The sequence below is a fragment of the Micromonospora sp. HK10 genome (genome assembly GCF_000982955.1).
GTDB lineage: Bacteria > Actinomycetota > Actinomycetes > Mycobacteriales > Micromonosporaceae > Micromonospora.
In genome coordinates this window covers 5701-21840 of record NZ_KQ058709.1, presented here as the reverse complement: position 1 = coordinate 21840, position 16140 = coordinate 5701, and the positions used below count along the sequence as shown (strand labels likewise).

Genomic DNA, 16140 nt, shown 5'->3' with positions numbered 1-16140 from the left:
CCGGGTGGCTGGGCTACGACGACCGGGCGGGTTCAGCCCGGCACGGGTCTGGCGGCCCGGAACCGGGCCGAGTGACGGCCCGGTCAGGCTACGGCGTACCCGGCGAGGCGGTCGCCGACCTCCTCGGTGCGCAGCGACGTGCCCGGCGTACGCCCGGCCAGCTCGGTGGCGACCGCGGCGGTGACCCGCCCGGCGGCGTCGGCGTGGCCGAGCTGGTCGAGCAGCAGCGCGGCGGAGAGCACCGCGGCGACCGGATCGGCGACGCCCCGGCCCGCGATGTCCGGCGCGGAGCCGTGCACCGGCTCGAACATCGACGGGTAGCGCCCCTCGGGGTTGATGCAGCCGCTGGCGGCCAGCCCGATGCCACCGGTCACCGCGGCCGCGATGTCGGTGAGGATGTCACCGAACAGGTTGTCGGTGACCACCACGTCGTACCGCTGCGGGTTGGTCACCAGGAACATGGCGGCGGCGTCGACGTGCTGGTATTCCGTCGTCACGTCCGGGTGCTCGGCCGCCACGGCCTCGAACGCCCGGGCCCAGAGCGAGCCGGCGTGGGTCAACACGTTGGTCTTGTGTACCAGGGTCACCTTGCGCCGCTCGCGGCGGCGGGCCCGGGCGAAGGCGTCCCGGATCACCCGCTCCACGCCGTGCCGGGTGTTCAGGCTCTCCTCGGTGGCCACCTCGGCCGGGGTGTCCCGGTGCAGGGCGCCGCCGGCGCCGGCGTACAGGCCCTCGGTGCCCTCGCGGACCACGACCAGGTCGACCTCGCCCGGCTTCACCGCGGCCAGCGGGCCGGCGACCCCCGGCCAGAGCCGGGACGGGCGGAGGTTGACGTACTGGTCGAAGGCGAAGCGGAGCTTGAGCAGCAGACCACGCTCCAGCACCCCCGGCGGCACGGTCGGGTCGCCGACCGCGCCGAGCAGGATGGCGTCGTGCCCGGCCAGTTCCTCGAGGACCGACTCGGGCAGCACCTCGCCGGTGCGGTGGTAGCGGGCCGCGCCGAGGTCGTACTCGGTGGCCGCCACGCCGGGGAGCACCGCGTCGATGACCTTGCGGGCCTGCCCGACCACCTCGGGCCCGATGCCGTCCCCGGCCACCACCGCGATCCGTGCCACCTGGCGCTCCCTCACCTCGTCGTTCTGCGCAACGGTACGTCGCCGTCCCGGCTCCCGGTACGCGCCTTCCATAATTTGGGAAGCACGATACACAGCATGCTCCCAGGTGCGATTCATGCGGCGATCATCTCCGCACCCTAGGGTCAGGGCAGCGGGCCGACGACGGGCCCGGGGACCGGCTTCGCCGCGGCGCTGCGGTGCCGCCAGCGAGGGAGCGGAGCGATGCGGATCGACGCGCGGCGGGCCCGCTGGGCCGACGAGCAGCCCCGAACCCGGTGGGTCGACCAGTCGACCTTCCACAGCCGCCGTCCCGACCTGCGCCTCGGTGCCCCCAGCCACCGGCTCGACCGGGCCGGCTCCGGCACCGCCGACCGGATCAGCGTCCAGCACACCGTGCGTACCTCCACCGCCGAGTACACCCTGCTGCTCAACGCCCCCGACTGGCTCGGCCGCCGGGTCGTCGGGGCGGCGCTGCGCGACGCGGTCGCCGAACTGCGGGCCATCGACCTGACGTACGGACCGAACCGCCCAGACAGCCTGGTCTCGATGCTGCGCCGGGGCGAGATCAGCCCCGAGTCGTACCCCCCGCTGGCCGACCTGGTGGACCGCTGCGCCGCGATGCGGGCGGCCACCGACGGGTGGTTCGACGCCTGGGCCGTGCCCGGCGGCTTCGACCCGGGCGGCCTGCTCGGCGGCTGGGCGGTGGAGCAGGCGGCGGACCGGCTGCGCGCCGCCGGCGTGCACGACTACGCCGTGCTCAGCGGCGCCGACCTGACGGTACGCGGGCACGCCGCGCACGGCGGCCCGTGGCGGGTGGCCGTGCACCACCCGACGGACCCCCGGCGCACCCCGCTGGTGCTGGAGATGACGGCCGGCGCGGTGGGCACCTCCGGCGTGAGCGGGCGCCGGGGACATGTGGTGGACCCGCACACCGGCGAGCCGGCCGACCAGCTCGTCGCCGCCACCGTGGTGGGGCCGAACCTCGCGGTGGCCGACGCCTACGCCACCGCCCTCTACGCGGCCGGGCCGGCAGGGCTGGCCTGGTTCCGCAACGGCTCGGACTACCAGGCGCTCTTCGCGCACCGCCGACGCTGACCGTCGCCTCTGGACATTCCCCCGCGCCCGCGGGCGTTCCGGGCTTCACCCGCCGCACCGGCAAGGCTTCCCGGGCACGGCCCGCGATCGGCCCCCACGGTCTCGGCAACGACCGTGGGGGCCGGTCAGCGACGAGTGCGCGTGGCTCGCGCAATCGAGGGGTGCGGGCTGGTGGGCCGGGACTGCGACCGCGTCACCCGAAGACGGGTCGGAGTTTCGACTCAGCCAGTGACCGCACCGGTACGCTAGCGAATCGACGCAACTCGACGCAAGAGTCTCCACAGCGGACCGTCGCCGCAGCCGGGCCGGTCAACGCCCGGTCGGCCAGTGGCGGGGCAGGGGTGACGGCGGCGGAGCGGGATGGCACGCTGTCCGCCGTGAGTTTCGATCTGAGCGTGTGGGCCCTGCCGTCCGGGGCCACGCCCGACGACGTACGGGAAGCGGTGCGGCGGTGCCGCGAAGGGCGGCACGTCGACCACCACCCCGATCCCCGGGTGGTCGGCTTCTACCGGGCGATCACCGCGGCGTACCCGGACCGGCCGGCCGGCCCCGGCACCCCGTGGGAGGTCGCCCCGCTGCACGCGGCCGCAGACCACGTGGGCATGAGCCTCTTCGCCACCTGCGAGGACCAGGTGCTGCTCGACATCGAGCGGTTGGCCGGCGAGCACGACCTGATGCTCTTCGACGTCCAGGACGGCTCGGTGTACCCGCCGCCGGCCCGCGTCCGCAGCTGAGCAGCGCGGACGACGAGGGGCCCGGCCGTCCGGCCGGGCCCCCGCTCCGTGCTGCCCGCACCTCCCCGCCGTGCGGGTAGGTGCGGCGCTTCCCGTACCTAGCCGCCGCGCACGTAGGGCGGCGCTTACCGCACCTACTCGTCGCGCAGGTCGGCGGCGCTGGCCGCCACCGCGCCGATCGAGTCGGCGGCCGAGCTGAGCAGATCCGCACCGAGCGCCTGGTCGACGGTGAGGGTCATCAGCGTCTCGCCACCGGCCTCCCGGCGGGCGACCTGCATGGCGGCGATGTTCACGCCGGCCGCGCCGAGCAGCGTGCCGACCGTGCCGACCACGCCCGGCCGGTCCGCGTAGCGCAGGAAGACCAGGATGCCCTCGGCGCCGATCTCCACGTCGAAGCCGTCCACCTCGGTCAGCTTGATGACGTCCCGGCTGCCGGTGTGCGTCACCGTGCCGGAGACGCTGACCGTCCGGCCGTCCGGCAGCGCGCCGCGTACGGTCACCAGGTTGGGGTGGTCGACCGTCTCGGCCTGGGTGGCCAGGGTGACCTCGACGCCACGCTCGGCGGCCAGGTGCGGGGCGTTGACGTAGGTGACCTGCTCCTCCACCACCGAGCTGAACAGCCCCTTGGTGGCCGCGAGCTTGAGCACCGAGACGTCATGGGCGACGACCTCGCCGCGCACCTCGATGTTGACGCTGGCGGCGATCCCACCGGCCACGGCGGTGAAGGCCCGGCCGAGCTTCTCGGCCAACGGCAGCAACGGCCGCACGTCCTCGGCGACCACGCCACCGGCCTGCACGTTCACCGCGTCCGGGACGAACTCGCCCTGCAACGCCAGCTTGACGCTCTTCGCCACGGCCAGGCCCGCCTTGTCCTGCGCCTCGTGGGTGGAGGCACCCAGGTGCGGGGTGGCCACCACGTTGTCGAAGGCGAACAGCGGCGAGGAGGTGCAGGGCTCCTTGGCGTACACGTCGACGCCGGCACCGGCGACCCGGCCCTCGGCGATCGCGTCCGCGAGGGCCTGCTCGTCGACCAGGCCGCCCCGGGCCGCGTTGACGATCCGGACGCCGGGCTTGACGATCGCCAGCTCCTTCTCGCCGATCAGGCCCACCGTCTCCGGCGTCTTGGGCAGGTGGATCGAGATGAAGTCGCTCTCCCGCAGCAGTTCCTCCAGCCCGACCAGGCGGACGCCGAGCTGCGCGGCCCGGGCCGGCTGGATGTACGGGTCGTACGCGATCAGCCGGGTGCCGAAGGCTGCGATCCGCTGGGCGAAGAGCACGCCGATGCGACCGAGACCCACCACGCCGACCGTCTTGCCCTGCAACTCCACGCCGGTGTACTTGGACCGCTTCCACTCCCCCGCCTTGAGCGCGGCGCTGGCGCTGGCGGTGTTGCGGGCCACGGCCAGCAGCAGCGCGACCGCCTGCTCCGCCGCCGAGACGATGTTCGAGGTGGGCGCGTTGACGACCATGACACCACGCGCCGTGGCGGCCGGCACCTCGACGTTGTCCAGACCCACACCGGCCCGGGCGACCACCTTGAGCCGCGGCGCGGCGGCGACGGCCTCGGCGTCGATCTGGGTGGCGCTGCGTACGATCACCGCGTCGGCCTCGGAGAGCGCGGAGAGCAGGGCCGGGCGGTCGGTGCCGTCGACGTGCCGCACGTCGAAGTCGTGCGCGAGCACCTCGATGGCGGCAGGAGCGAGTTCTTCGGCGATCAGTACGACAGGATTCATCGGTCCTCGTAGACGCTCGGTTTTGGTCGGCCTGGGGCGGCGGGACGCCGCGCTGCGCCCTGCGCCGATCTGTGCCATGGCCGTCAGGTGCCGGCTGACGCACCTAGTAGGGATCGTAGGGGGCGGCTCGCCAGCCGTGTCCCGTACCTCGGGGTGAGCGCCCTCACACAGCCGCTTCGCACGCTCGACATCCGCCGTTCACGCACGCCAACCCACCCGAGGCGTCCGTCACCCCCTCCCACCAGGCGGACCCACCCCCGCCGACCGCAGACGTCCCCAGGACGGGCCGACCTGCCGCGTCTCGCTGCCTCCGCCACGCGGGACGGCCCGACCCACCGCATCTCGGTGCCTCCGTCGCGGGGGAAGGCCCGACCCGCCTCACATCGGTGCCTCCGCCACGCGAGAAGGCCCGACCCGCCGCATATCGGTGCCTCCGCCACGCGAGAAGGCCCGACCCGCCGCATCTCGGTGCCTCCGTCGCGGGGGAAGGCCCGCCCGACCCGCCGCATATCGGTGCCTCCGCCACGCGAGAAGGCCCGACCCGCCGCATCTCGGTGCCTCCGCCACGCGAGAAGGCCCGACCCGCCGCATCTCGGTGCCTCCGTCGCGGGGGAAGGGCCGACCCGCCGCATCTCGGTGCCTCCGTCGCGGGGGAAGGGCCGACCTGCCGCAGTCGGGTGTCAGCGGGCTCGCGCCCGCCGAACCGGGGCCCGTCACGTCGGGTCGGTGGGGACGGGGCCGTCTCGGACGGGGCGGGTGGCGGGGAACGGGCCGCGGCCCGCGGTCCGACGCCGGGGAGAGCGTCGGGTCGCGGGCCGCGGTACCCCCGTGCGGGGAAGGCTGATCAGGCGGTCTCGGTGATGGGCCGGTCGACCCAGCTCATCATGGCCCGCAGCTTCTGCCCGGTCTCCTCGATCGGGTGCGCGGCACCCTCGGCCCGCCACTTGGCGAAGTTCGGCCGGCCGGCCTCGTCCTCGGCGACCCACTCGCGGGCGAACTCGCCGGACTGGATCTCACCGAGGATCTTGCGCATCTCCTCCTTGACCCGGGCGTCGATGACGCGGGGGCCGCGGGAGAGGTCGCCGTACTCGGCGGTGTCGGAGATGCTGTAGCGCATCCGGGCGATGCCGCCCTCGTACATGAGGTCGACGATGAGCTTCAGCTCGTGCAGGCACTCGAAGTAGGCCACCTCGGGGGCGTAGCCGGCCTCGGTGAGCACCTCGAAGCCGGTCTGCACCAGCGCCGCGGCGCCACCGCAGAGCACCGCCTGCTCGCCGAACAGGTCGGTCTCGGTCTCCTCGGTGAAGGTGGTCCGGATCGCGCCGGCCCGGGTGCCGCCGATCGCCTTGGCGTACGCCAGGGCCAGGCCGAACGCGTTGCCGCTGGCGTCCTGCTCGACGGCGACCAGGCAGGGCACACCCTTGCCGTCGACGTACTGGCGGCGGACCAGGTGACCGGGGCCCTTCGGGGCGACCATCGCGACGTCCACATCGGCCGGCGGCTTGATCAGCCCGTACCGGATGTTGAAGCCGTGGCCGAAGAAGATCGCCTTGCCGGGGGCGAGGTTGGGGGCGATCGCCTCGGCGTAGAGGCCCCGCTGTGCGGTGTCCGGTGCCAAGATCATGATCACGTCGGCCTCGGCGGCCGCCTCGGCCGGCGTCAGCACCCGCAGGCCCTGCTCCTCGGCCTTCGGCCGGCTCTTCGAGCCGGCGGGCAGGCCGATCACCACGTCGACGCCGGAGTCGCGCAGCGACAGCGCGTGGGCGTGGCCCTGGCTGCCGTAGCCGATCACGGCGACCTTACGGCCCTGGATCAGGCCCAGGTCGGCGTCGTCGTCGTAGAACACCTCAACGCTCATTGACTTCCCTTTCCTACGGCGGTGCCCGACGGCCCGTCGAAAATCTGGTGGGTACGAATCAGGCGGCGCGCAGCGCCGGGCCGGCGGTGATCGAGCGGGAACCGCGTCCGATCGCCACCGTGCCGGACTGGACCATCTCCTTGATGCCGAACGGCTCCAGGTCACGCAGCAGCGCGTCGAGCTTGTCGGGGGTACCGGTGGCCTCGATGGTCAGCGTGTCCGGCGCGACGTCGACCACCCGGGCGCGGAACAGGGCGACCGTTTCCAGCACCTGACCCCGGGCGTTGCGGTCCGCCCTGACCTTGACCAGCAGCAGCTCCCGGGCCACCGAGACCTGCGGGTCCAGCTCCACGATCTTGAGTACGTTGACCAGCTTGTTGAGCTGCTTGGTGACCTGCTCCAAGGGGGACGACTCGGCGTTGACCACAATGGTGATCCGGGAGACGTCCGGGTTCTCGGTCTCGCCCACGGCGAGGCTGTCGATGTTGAACCCGCGCCGGGAGAACAGCCCGGAGACCCGGGCCAGGACACCCGGCTTGTTCTCCACCAGCACGGACAGCGTGTGCATCGTCATGGCTGTGCCTTCCTTGTCATGCCCTCACGGCCCTCGCTGCGCTCGGTGCATTCGGTCATGACCAGCGCCTTCCTTGTCATGCCCTCACGGCCCTCGCTGCGCTCGGTGCATTCGGTCATGACTAGAGCTCGTCCTCGTCGAACGCGGGGCGGACGCCCCGGGCGAACATGATCTCGTCGTTGCTGGTGCCGGCGGCCACCATCGGCCAGACCATCGCGTCCTTGCCGACCACGAAGTCGATGACCACGGGCGCGTCGTTGATCGCCATGGCCGCCTCGATCGTCTTGTCGACGTCGGCGGCGTTCTCGCAGCGCAGCCCGACGCAGCCGAGCGCCTCGGCGAGCTTCACGAAGTCCGGGATGCGGTGCTTGTGGGTGCCCAGCTCGGTGTTGGAGTAGCGCTCCCCGTAGAACAGGGTCTGCCACTGCCGGACCATCCCCAGGTTGCCGTTGTTGATCACGGCGACCTTGATCGGGATGCCCTCCAGGGCGCAGGTGGCCAGCTCCTGGTTGGTCATCTGGAAGCAGCCGTCGCCGTCCACCGCCCAGACCGTGGTCTCCGGCTTGCCGACCTTGGCGCCCATCGCCGCCGGGACGGCGTAGCCCATGGTGCCGAGGCCACCGGAGTTCAACCAGGTGTACGGCTTCTCGTACGAGATGAACTGGCTGGCCCACATCTGGTGCTGGCCGACGCCCGCGACGTAGACGGTGTCCGGGCCGGCGATCTCGCCCAGCCGCTTGATCACGTACTGCGGGGAGAGGGTGCCGTCGGCCGGCTCCTCGTAGCCGAGCGGGTAGCGCTGGCGCAGGTCGTCGAGCTGGGTCCACCAGTCGCCGAGGTCGGCGGCCGGCCGGGCCGAGCGCTCGGCCGTGACGGCGGCGATCAGCTCGTCGATCACGTGCCGGGCGTCGCCGACGATCGGCACGTCGGCGTGCCGGTTCTTGCCGATCTCGGCGGGGTCGATGTCGGCGTGCACGACCGCGGCGTCCGGCGCGAACGAGTCGAGCCTGCCGGTGACCCGGTCGTCGAAGCGGGCGCCCAGCGCCACGATCAGGTCGGCCTTCTGCAGGCCGTAGACGGCGGCGACGGTGCCGTGCATGCCGGGCATGCCCAGGTGCTGGCGGTGCGAGTCGGGGAACGCACCGAGCGCCATCAGGGTGGTCACCACCGGGATGCCGGTCAGCTCGGCGAGCTTGCGCAGCCCGTCGGTGGCGCCGGCCTTGAGCACGCCACCGCCGACGTAGAGCACCGGGCGGCGGGCCGTGCTCATCAGCCGGGCCGCCTCCCGGATCTGCTTGCCGTGCGGGTGCAGGGTCGGCCGGTAGCCGGGCAGGTCCAGGGTGGGCGGCCAGGAGAACGTGGTCGGCGCCTGGAGCACGTCCTTGGGGATGTCCACCAGGACCGGGCCGGGCCGGCCGGTGGCGGCCAGGTGGAACGCCTCGGCGAGCACCTGCGGGATCTCCTCGGCGGTCTGCACCAGGAAGTTGTGCTTGGTGATCGGCAGGGTGATGCCCTGGATGTCCGCCTCCTGGAAGGCGTCCGTGCCGATCGACGGGCGGGCCACCTGGCCGGTGATCGCCACCAGCGGCACCGAGTCCATGTACGCGTCGGCGATCGGGGTGACCAGGTTGGTCGCGCCCGGCCCGGAGGTGGCCATGCACACACCGACCTTGCCGGTGGCCTGGGCGTAGCCGGTGGCGGCGTGCCCGGCGCCCTGCTCGTGGCGGACCAGGATGTGCCGGACGGTGGAGTCGTAGAGCGGGTCGTACGCCGGCAGGATCGCCCCGCCGGGAATGCCGAAGACGACGTCGACGCCGAGGGCCTCGAGCGAGCGGACCAGCGAGCCGGCGCCGGAGACCTGGGCCGGCGTGGGCTGCCGTTCGGTCGCGGTGCGGGCGTCCGTGCCCCGGGACGTCACGGCCGGGGCGGCCGGCGTGGCGCCGGGGCGGGGGGCGGGGGCGTGCTCGGGGTCGCCGGCCGGCTCGGTGGCCGGGCGGGCCCGCCGGACGGAGTGGGCGAGGGTCTCTGGCGTGGGTCTCGTCATGGCGGTTCAGGCCTTCGGCTGGAGTGGGTGATGCGCTTCTCAGAAGGGACGCGGGCGTCCCGGCGATGGTCTGACGGCAACAAAAAAGCCCTCGTGCAGGATGCACGGGGCCAGCGCACTCTCGGTCAGCGAGAGTGCGCTCAGGTAAGTACTCGCAGCGACCGGATCGACGACATGTGGCTAAGCCTGACGCATCTCACGCGATGAGTCAACTGATCCCACATTTTGGTTCACGGAGGTGGGCGTGTCGGCTCTCGACGTGCTCTCGCCACCCGTCGCCACCTGGGCTGATCCCTCGATCGGGGGACGCGGCGCGGGGGGATTCGACCGGAGCCGGGGCAGCAGCGGAGACGGCCCGGGGCGGACCGGCGGGGGCGGCGGGGCCGGCGGCAGCGTGGCGGGCCGGGCGCCGGGCGAGGTGGCTGCCTCCAGCATCGCCTCCAGGTGCTCGGCGGGTACGCCCCACCCGAAGAGGGCACCCTGCCCGAACCGGCAGCCGGCGGCGACCACCGCGGCCAGCTCGGTGGGGTTGGTGACGCCCTCGGCGATCACCTCCAGGCCGAAGTGGTGCCCGAGGCGCATCACGATGTCCACCATCGGGGCGAACGCCGGGCCGTCCCGGCCGACCGGCCGGACCGGCTCGTGCTCGGCCACCAGACCGTGGTCGATCTTGAGGATGTCGATCGGCAGCCGGCGCAGCTGCCCGAGCGAGGAGTAGCCCGCGCCGAAGTCGTCCAGCGCGATCCGCACCCCGGTCAGCCGCAGCGCGCTGAGCCGCCGGATCAGCTCGTCCAGGTCGGTGGCCACGGCGTGCTCGGTGACCTCCAGCACCAACCGCTGCGGCGGCACGTGGTGCGCGCGCAGCGCGTCGGCGACCTGGACGACGTACTCGGGTGCGTGCAGCTCGCGCGGGGAGACGTTCACCGACACCCAGACGTCGTGCCCGTCGGCGAGCCAGCGGGAGAGCTGGTAGCAGGCCTGGTGCAGCACCCAGGCGCCCAGCTTGGAGATCATCCCGCACTCCTCGGCGAGCGGGATGAACTCGTCCGGGCGGACATTGCCCAGCTCCGGGTGGTGCCAGCGGAGCAGCGCCTCCGCGCCCACCGGGCGCACCGACGGCAGCGAGGCCACCGGCTGGAAGGCCAGCCGCAGCTCGTCGCGTTCGATCGCGCCGCGCAGCTCGTGCTCGAGCCGGGTGCGCCGGCGCAGCAGCTGGTCGTACGTGGCGTCGTAGCGCTCGATCCGGTTCTTGCCGCGCTGCTTGGCGTAGCGCAGCGCCAGGTCGGCGTTGCGCAGCAGCAGCTCGACCTCGGTCTCCCCGCAGGTGCCGGCCACCCCGATGCTGACCGACAGGAAGATCGGCCCGTCCCCCTCCTCGTACGGGCGGCCGAGCACCCCGAGCAGCCGTTCGGCGACCGGGCCGGGGTCGTCGACGCCGTGCATGAGCACCGCGAACTCGTCCCCGCCGAGCCGGGCGGCCAGGTCACCGGGGCGCAGGTTGCCGCGCAGCCGCCGGCCCACCTCGGCCAGCACCGCGTCGCCGACGTCGTGCCCGCGCATGTCGTTGACGTTCTTGAAGCCGTCCAGGTCCAGCCCGAGCAGCACGCAGGGCACGCCCGCCTCGGCGCAGCGGTGCAGCGCCCGCAGCAGCCCGCGCCGGTTGGCCAGCCCGGTGAGCGGGTCGGTGTGCGCCAGCTCGCGGAAGTGGGCCTCCCGCTCGGCCAGCCGGCCGGCGTAGCCGCGGACGTCGTTGAGGGCGAGGTACTGCCGGGCGACCAGGGCGAAACCCTCGACGCTGCCGGCCACGATGCCGAAGGCGTCGAACCGGCCGCCCTGGGCCAGGTGGTACATCGCCGAGGCGGCCATCGCGAACATCGGCACGAAGGCGTACTCGCCGTCGCGGCGGATCAGGTCGACGTCGAACTGCCCCGGCAGGTCCACCCGGTGCACCGCCAGCGCGACGGCCAGCAGGCCCCCGGCCAGCACGGCGGCGCCGGTCAGCGCCATGCCCGGCCCGCCCTGGCAGAGCCCGGCGCTGACGCCCAGGCCGCCGACGCTCACCCCGGTCACCCCGGTGCCGAGCAGCAGCAGCCGGCCACCGGGCGGAGCGGCCCGCAGCACCATGATCAGGGTCAGCCCGGCGGTGATCGCCGCGCTCACCGTGGCCAGCACGATCGGCCGGCAGGCCATCGGGGTGGCCGCGCCGAGCAGCCGGGTCGGCGCGCTGAACAGCACCCAGCCGACGAACCAGAGCGCGCTGCCCATGATCACGCCGTCGAGCAGCAGCCGGGCGGTGGCCGCCCGGGTGGCCGCCGCGCCGGGCAGGCGCAGCAGGGCGGCGCCCAGAGCCAGTGCGCTGACCGCGCTGCCGATCGAGACCAGGGTCGCCCAGTGGGTGCGGTGCCCCTGCTCGTGCGCCCAGTGCGGCACGGCGAGCAGGACGGTGGTGACCCCGACGAGCAGGCTGAGCAGCGCCGTCCCGGCGGCCGCGGCGAGCAGCAGGTGGGCCTGCCGGTGCGGCCCCACCCGGCGGTGGGCCGACCCGGCCAGCAGCGCGACGGCGCCGGCGGCGGCCAGCCCGCTCAGCGCCGCGACGGCGACCAGACCCGGCGAGGGATGCACGACCTCAACTGTGCCGGATGGGCGCACCCCGTGGGGCATCGGGTGCGCAACTGTTGGGACACGGACCCCGCGCCGCTGGGTCGGCACCCCGGGCGGTGCAAGACTGGTAGCCATGCCTGAGCTGCGGTCGAGGACCTCCACCCACGGTCGGACGATGGCCGGCGCCCGGGCCCTGTGGCGGGCCACCGGGATGACCGACGACGACTTCGGCAAGCCGATCGTCGCCATCGCCAACAGTTTCACCCAGTTCGTCCCCGGCCACGTACACCTCAAGGACCTCGGCGGCCTGGTCGCCGACGCGGTCGCGGAGGCCGGCGGGGTCGGCCGGGAGTTCAACACCATCGCGGTCGACGACGGCATCGCGATGGGCCACGGCGGCATGCTCTACTCCCTGCCCAGCCGGGAGCTGATCGCCGACGCGGTGGAGTACATGGTCAACGCGCACTGCGCGGACGCCCTGGTCTGCATCTCCAACTGCGACAAGATCACCCCGGGCATGCTGCTGGCCGCGCTGCGGCTCAACATCCCGACCGTCTTCGTCTCCGGCGGCCCGATGGAGGCCGGCAAGACGGTGGCGATCGAGGGCGTCGTCCACTCCAAGATCGACCTGATCGACGCGATGATCGCCTCCTCGAACGAGGCGGTCACCGAGGACCAGCTCGGCGAGATCGAGCGCTCGGCGTGCCCGACCTGCGGCTCCTGCTCCGGCATGTTCACCGCCAACTCGATGAACTGCCTGACCGAGGCGATCGGTCTGGCGCTGCCCGGCAACGGGTCGACGCTCGCCACCCACGCCGCGCGCCGGTCGCTCTTCGTCGAGGCCGGCCGCACCGTCGTCGAGATCGCCAAGCGCTGGTACGAGAAGGACGACGCCTCGGTGCTGCCCCGCGCCATCGCCGGCCGGGCGGCGTTCGAGAACGCGGTCGCCCTCGACGTGGCCATGGGCGGCTCGACCAACACGGTGCTGCACCTGCTGGCCGCCGCCCGCGAGGCGGAGCTGGACTTCTCGGTGGCGGACATCGACGCGATCTCCCGCCGGGTGCCCTGCCTGGCCAAGGTCGCCCCGAACTCGCCGCAGTACCACATGGAGGACGTGCACCGGGCCGGCGGCATCCCGGCCATCCTCGGCGAGCTGGACCGCGCCGGGCTGCTGCACCGCGACGTGCGCGCGGTGCACTCCCCCAGCCTCGACCGCTGGCTGGCCGACTGGGACGTGCGCGGCGGCTCGGCCACCCGCGAGGCGGTCGAGCTGTTCCACGCCGCCCCGGGCGGGGTGCGCACCACCGAGCCGTTCTCCACCGACAACCGCTGGTCGTCGCTGGACACCGACGCGGCCGGCGGCTGCATCCGCGACCGGGAGCACGCGTACAGCGCCGACGGCGGGCTGGCCATCCTGCACGGCAACCTGGCGCCGGCCGGCTGCGTGGTGAAGACCGCCGGCGTGCCCGAGGAGTGCCTGACGTTCCGCGGCCCGGCCAAGGTCTACGAGTCGCAGGACGACGCGGTGACCGCGATCCTCGCCAAGGAGATCGTCGCGGGGGACGTGGTGGTGATCCGGTACGAGGGCCCGAAGGGCGGCCCCGGCATGCAGGAGATGCTCTACCCGACCTCGTTCCTCAAGGGCCGCGGGCTGGGCCGTTCCTGCGCGCTGCTCACCGACGGGCGGTTCTCCGGTGGCACCTCCGGGCTCTCCATCGGGCACGTCTCCCCGGAGGCCGCCTCCGGCGGGCTGATCGCGCTGGTGCGCGACGGCGACGAGATCGTCATCGACATCCCGGGCCGGTCGATCGAGCTGAACGTGCCCGCCGACGAGTTGGCGGCGCGCCGGGCGGCCGAGGAGAAGCGGGACCGCCCGTACACCCCGGTGGACCGGCAGCGGCCGGTGTCGGCGGCGCTGCGGGCGTACGCGTCGATGGCCACCTCGGCCAGCGACGGCGCGTACCGCCGCGTCCCCGAGTGAGCCGGGCGGGCCCCGCGCGACGCCGGGTCCACGGGGCCCCGCGCGACGCCCGCCGCCGGTAGGGTGCGGCGGCGTGGAAACGACGGTGAGTTACGCGCGACTGATCCGACCGGTCATCGACCGGGTCTACGTGGGTGCCCGCTGGGCGGCCCGGGCCCGGATGGAGGCGTTCTACGCCGAGCGTGGCTGCGCCCTCGGCGCCGAGAACAGCTTCTTCTCCGGCGTGCTGGCCCGGCCGATGTCCGCCGAGGCGCTCACCGACGGCCTGGTCTACACCGACGGCAGCATGGACGCGGAGCTGGCGCGGGGCATCTTCGTCCGCGCTGACGACGGCGCGTGGCACCTCACCGACCTGGGCCGCGAGCTGGCGCTCTTCGCGCAGCGGGCCACCGGCGAGGCCGCCGAGGAGCTGTGGTCGAGGCTGCCCGGGGTGCTGCCCGGCCTGAGCATCGTGCCCCGGCTGGCGGAGCTGGTCGGCCGGGTGCTGGCGCACGGGCAGGCCACCGGCGGGCCGGTGTTCCGGGCCATGTCCCCGCCGTACGAGCCGGAGGGCGCCTCCCCGGCGGTGCTGCTGACCACCCGGCTCGGCTCGCTGCGCCACCACCGCGCCGACGCGCACCGGGCGGCGTGGCGGGCCGCCGGGCTGACCGCCGACGGGATCCGGGCGCTGCCCGACGGCCCGGAACGCGCGGCCATCGAGGCGGAGACCGACCGGCGCGACGCGCCCGCGTACGCGGTGCTCACCGAGGCCGAGCGGTGGGAGCTGCTGGCCAACCTCGGCGCCCTGCCCGGCTGACCGCTCGGTCGAACGGCAGGGCCACGGCATCACTGGGCGGACGCCGCCGGCCCCGCCGGCCGGGGCGGTTCAGCTGTGCGGCCGGTTCGGCGTGCGGGAGCGGGCGCTCGGGGCGGCGGGAGCCGGGGCCGGTGCCGCGGCGAGGACGACGTCCCGGGCGTACCGGATGGCGGCCGGGGTGTCCGGAAAGACCAGGCCGTCGCGGCGCAGCTCGGCGGCGACGCCGAGGGTGCCGAGCACCTGGTCGTGGCCGGGGGTGATGCCGGAGAGCAGCACGGTGATGCCCCGGCCGCGCAGCCGGTCGATGGCGTCGCCGAGAACCTGCGCGCCGGTGGCGTCGACGGTGGACACCCGCGACATCCGCAGGATCACCACCCGCACGTCGGCGACCTCGGCCAACTCCAGCAGGAAGGTGTGCGCGGCGGCGAAGAAGAGCGGCCCGTCCAGCCGGTACGCGACGATGTGCTCGGCGAGCAGGGCGTGCTCCTCGACGCTGTGCTCGCCCTGGTCGAGCGGCACCTGCTCCAGCCGCGCGCTGCGAGCCACCGCGCGCAGGGCCAGCACCACCGCCACGGCGAGCCCGACCGCCACCGCGGTGACCAGGTCCCAGATCACCGTGACCGCGAAGGTGAGCACCAGCACCAGCGCGTCGGCCCGGGTGGCCCGCAGCAGCGCCCGGAGGGAGGCCGCCTCCACCATCCGGACGGTGGTGGCGAGCAGCACCCCGGCCAGGGCGGCCAGCGGGATCCGGCCGACCAGCGGTGCGGCGGCGAGCACGATCGCGGCGAGCGCGACGGCGTGGGTGAGCGCGGCGAGCTTCGAGGAGGCGCCGGCGCGCACGTTCACGGCGGTACGGGCGATGGCGGCGGTGGCCGGGATGCCGCCGAAGAGCGGTGCCGCCAGGTTGGCCAGGCCCTGGCCGAAAAGTTCCCGGTCCGGGTCGTGCCGCTGCCCGACGGTCATCCCGTCGGCCACGGTCGCGGAGAGCAGGCTCTCCAGCGCGGCGAGCGCGGCGACCGCGAGCGCGCTGGGCAGCAGCGTGCCGAGCGCACCGAGGTCGAGGAAGGCCAGCGACGGCGCGGGCAGCGCCTGCGGCAGATGCCCGATCCGGACCAGGTCGACCGGGGCCAGCTCGGCGAGGACCGTGGCGGCGGCCACCCCGAGCAGCGAGAACGGCACACCCGGGCGCCACCGGGCGCCGAGCAGCATCAGCGCGGCCACCCCGAGCGCCAGGGCGACCGGCACCGGCCGCGGCTGGGCGGCGAACCGGGCGGCCGCGTCGGCGGCCACCGCCCAGACCTTCTCCCCGTGTGCGCCGGTCACGCCGAGCGCCGCCGGCACCTGTTGCAGGGCGATGACCACCGCGATGCCGGCGGTGAAGCCCTCGATCACCGGGGCCGGCAGGTAGCGGACGTACCGGCCGAGGCGGGCCAGGGCGAGGCCGATCAGCAGCAGCCCCGCCAGCGCGCCGACCATCAGCACGCCGCCGGCCCCGAAGCGCTGCACCACCGGCACCAGCACCACGGTCATCGCCCCGGTGGGGCCGGAGACCTGGAGGTTGGAGCCGCCGAAGATCGCGGCGACGGCGCCGGCGACCACGGCGGTGACC

At 74.0% G+C, this 16140-nt stretch carries 11 protein-coding genes; 4 read left to right on the top strand and 7 right to left on the bottom strand.

Features of this window, described 5'->3' with window-relative positions; all coding sequences use genetic code 11:
• Positions 1–83: 83 nt before the first annotated feature.
• On the bottom strand, positions 84–1115 hold the full coding sequence (locus tag LQ51_RS05955) for a 3-isopropylmalate dehydrogenase (protein WP_046563657.1): 1032 nt from the start codon (positions 1113–1115) through the stop codon (positions 84–86).
• A 222-nt stretch (positions 1116–1337) separates the two neighbouring features.
• Here LQ51_RS05955 and LQ51_RS05950 point away from each other — a divergent pair, with 222 nt between their 5' ends.
• Positions 1338–2210: an FAD:protein FMN transferase gene (locus LQ51_RS05950; RefSeq protein WP_046563656.1), complete on the top strand. Its 873-nt coding sequence runs from the start codon at positions 1338–1340 to the stop codon at positions 2208–2210.
• A gap of 377 nt (positions 2211–2587) precedes the next feature.
• On the top strand, positions 2588–2944 hold the full coding sequence (locus tag LQ51_RS05945; RefSeq protein WP_197087539.1) for a hypothetical protein: 357 nt from the start codon (positions 2588–2590) through the stop codon (positions 2942–2944).
• Positions 2945–3078: 134 nt separating this feature from the next.
• Here the strand turns inward: LQ51_RS05945 and serA are convergent, their stop codons facing one another.
• The 5 genes from serA to LQ51_RS05920 all read right to left on the bottom strand — a co-directional run bounded on the left by serA (position 3079) and on the right by LQ51_RS05920 (position 11814).
• A complete protein-coding gene (serA, locus tag LQ51_RS05940) occupies positions 3079–4677 on the bottom strand; it encodes a phosphoglycerate dehydrogenase (RefSeq protein WP_046563654.1) in 1599 nt (532 codons plus the stop codon).
• An 844-nt stretch (positions 4678–5521) separates the two neighbouring features.
• Entirely contained in the window at positions 5522–6535 is a 1014-nt protein-coding gene (ilvC, locus tag LQ51_RS05935; RefSeq protein ID WP_046563653.1) for a ketol-acid reductoisomerase, read from the bottom strand.
• A 58-nt stretch (positions 6536–6593) separates the two neighbouring features.
• Positions 6594–7109 (bottom strand): acetolactate synthase small subunit, encoded by a 516-nt coding sequence (gene ilvN, locus LQ51_RS05930; RefSeq protein WP_046563652.1) that lies wholly within the window; start codon positions 7107–7109, stop codon positions 6594–6596.
• 121 nt (positions 7110–7230) lie between these two features.
• Positions 7231–9153, bottom strand: a complete 1923-nt coding sequence (locus tag LQ51_RS05925) for an acetolactate synthase large subunit (protein WP_046563651.1) — start codon at positions 9151–9153, stop codon at positions 7231–7233.
• Positions 9154–9333: 180 nt separating this feature from the next.
• A complete protein-coding gene (locus tag LQ51_RS05920) occupies positions 9334–11814 on the bottom strand; it encodes a putative bifunctional diguanylate cyclase/phosphodiesterase (protein WP_046563650.1) in 2481 nt (826 codons plus the stop codon).
• A gap of 73 nt (positions 11815–11887) precedes the next feature.
• Between LQ51_RS05920 and ilvD the strand changes: the two genes are divergently transcribed.
• Positions 11888–13735, top strand: a complete 1848-nt coding sequence (gene ilvD / locus LQ51_RS05915; RefSeq protein ID WP_082159288.1) for a dihydroxy-acid dehydratase — start codon at positions 11888–11890, stop codon at positions 13733–13735.
• Between the two features lie 85 nt (positions 13736–13820).
• Positions 13821–14531 (top strand): hypothetical protein, encoded by a 711-nt coding sequence (locus LQ51_RS05910; protein ID WP_046563648.1) that lies wholly within the window; start codon positions 13821–13823, stop codon positions 14529–14531.
• Positions 14532–14600: 69 nt separating this feature from the next.
• On the opposite strand, the gene LQ51_RS05905 is transcribed toward LQ51_RS05910, so the two are convergent.
• Positions 14601–16140: SulP family inorganic anion transporter (locus tag LQ51_RS05905; protein ID WP_046563677.1), on the bottom strand; the 1540-nt coding region annotated here is incomplete at its 5' end.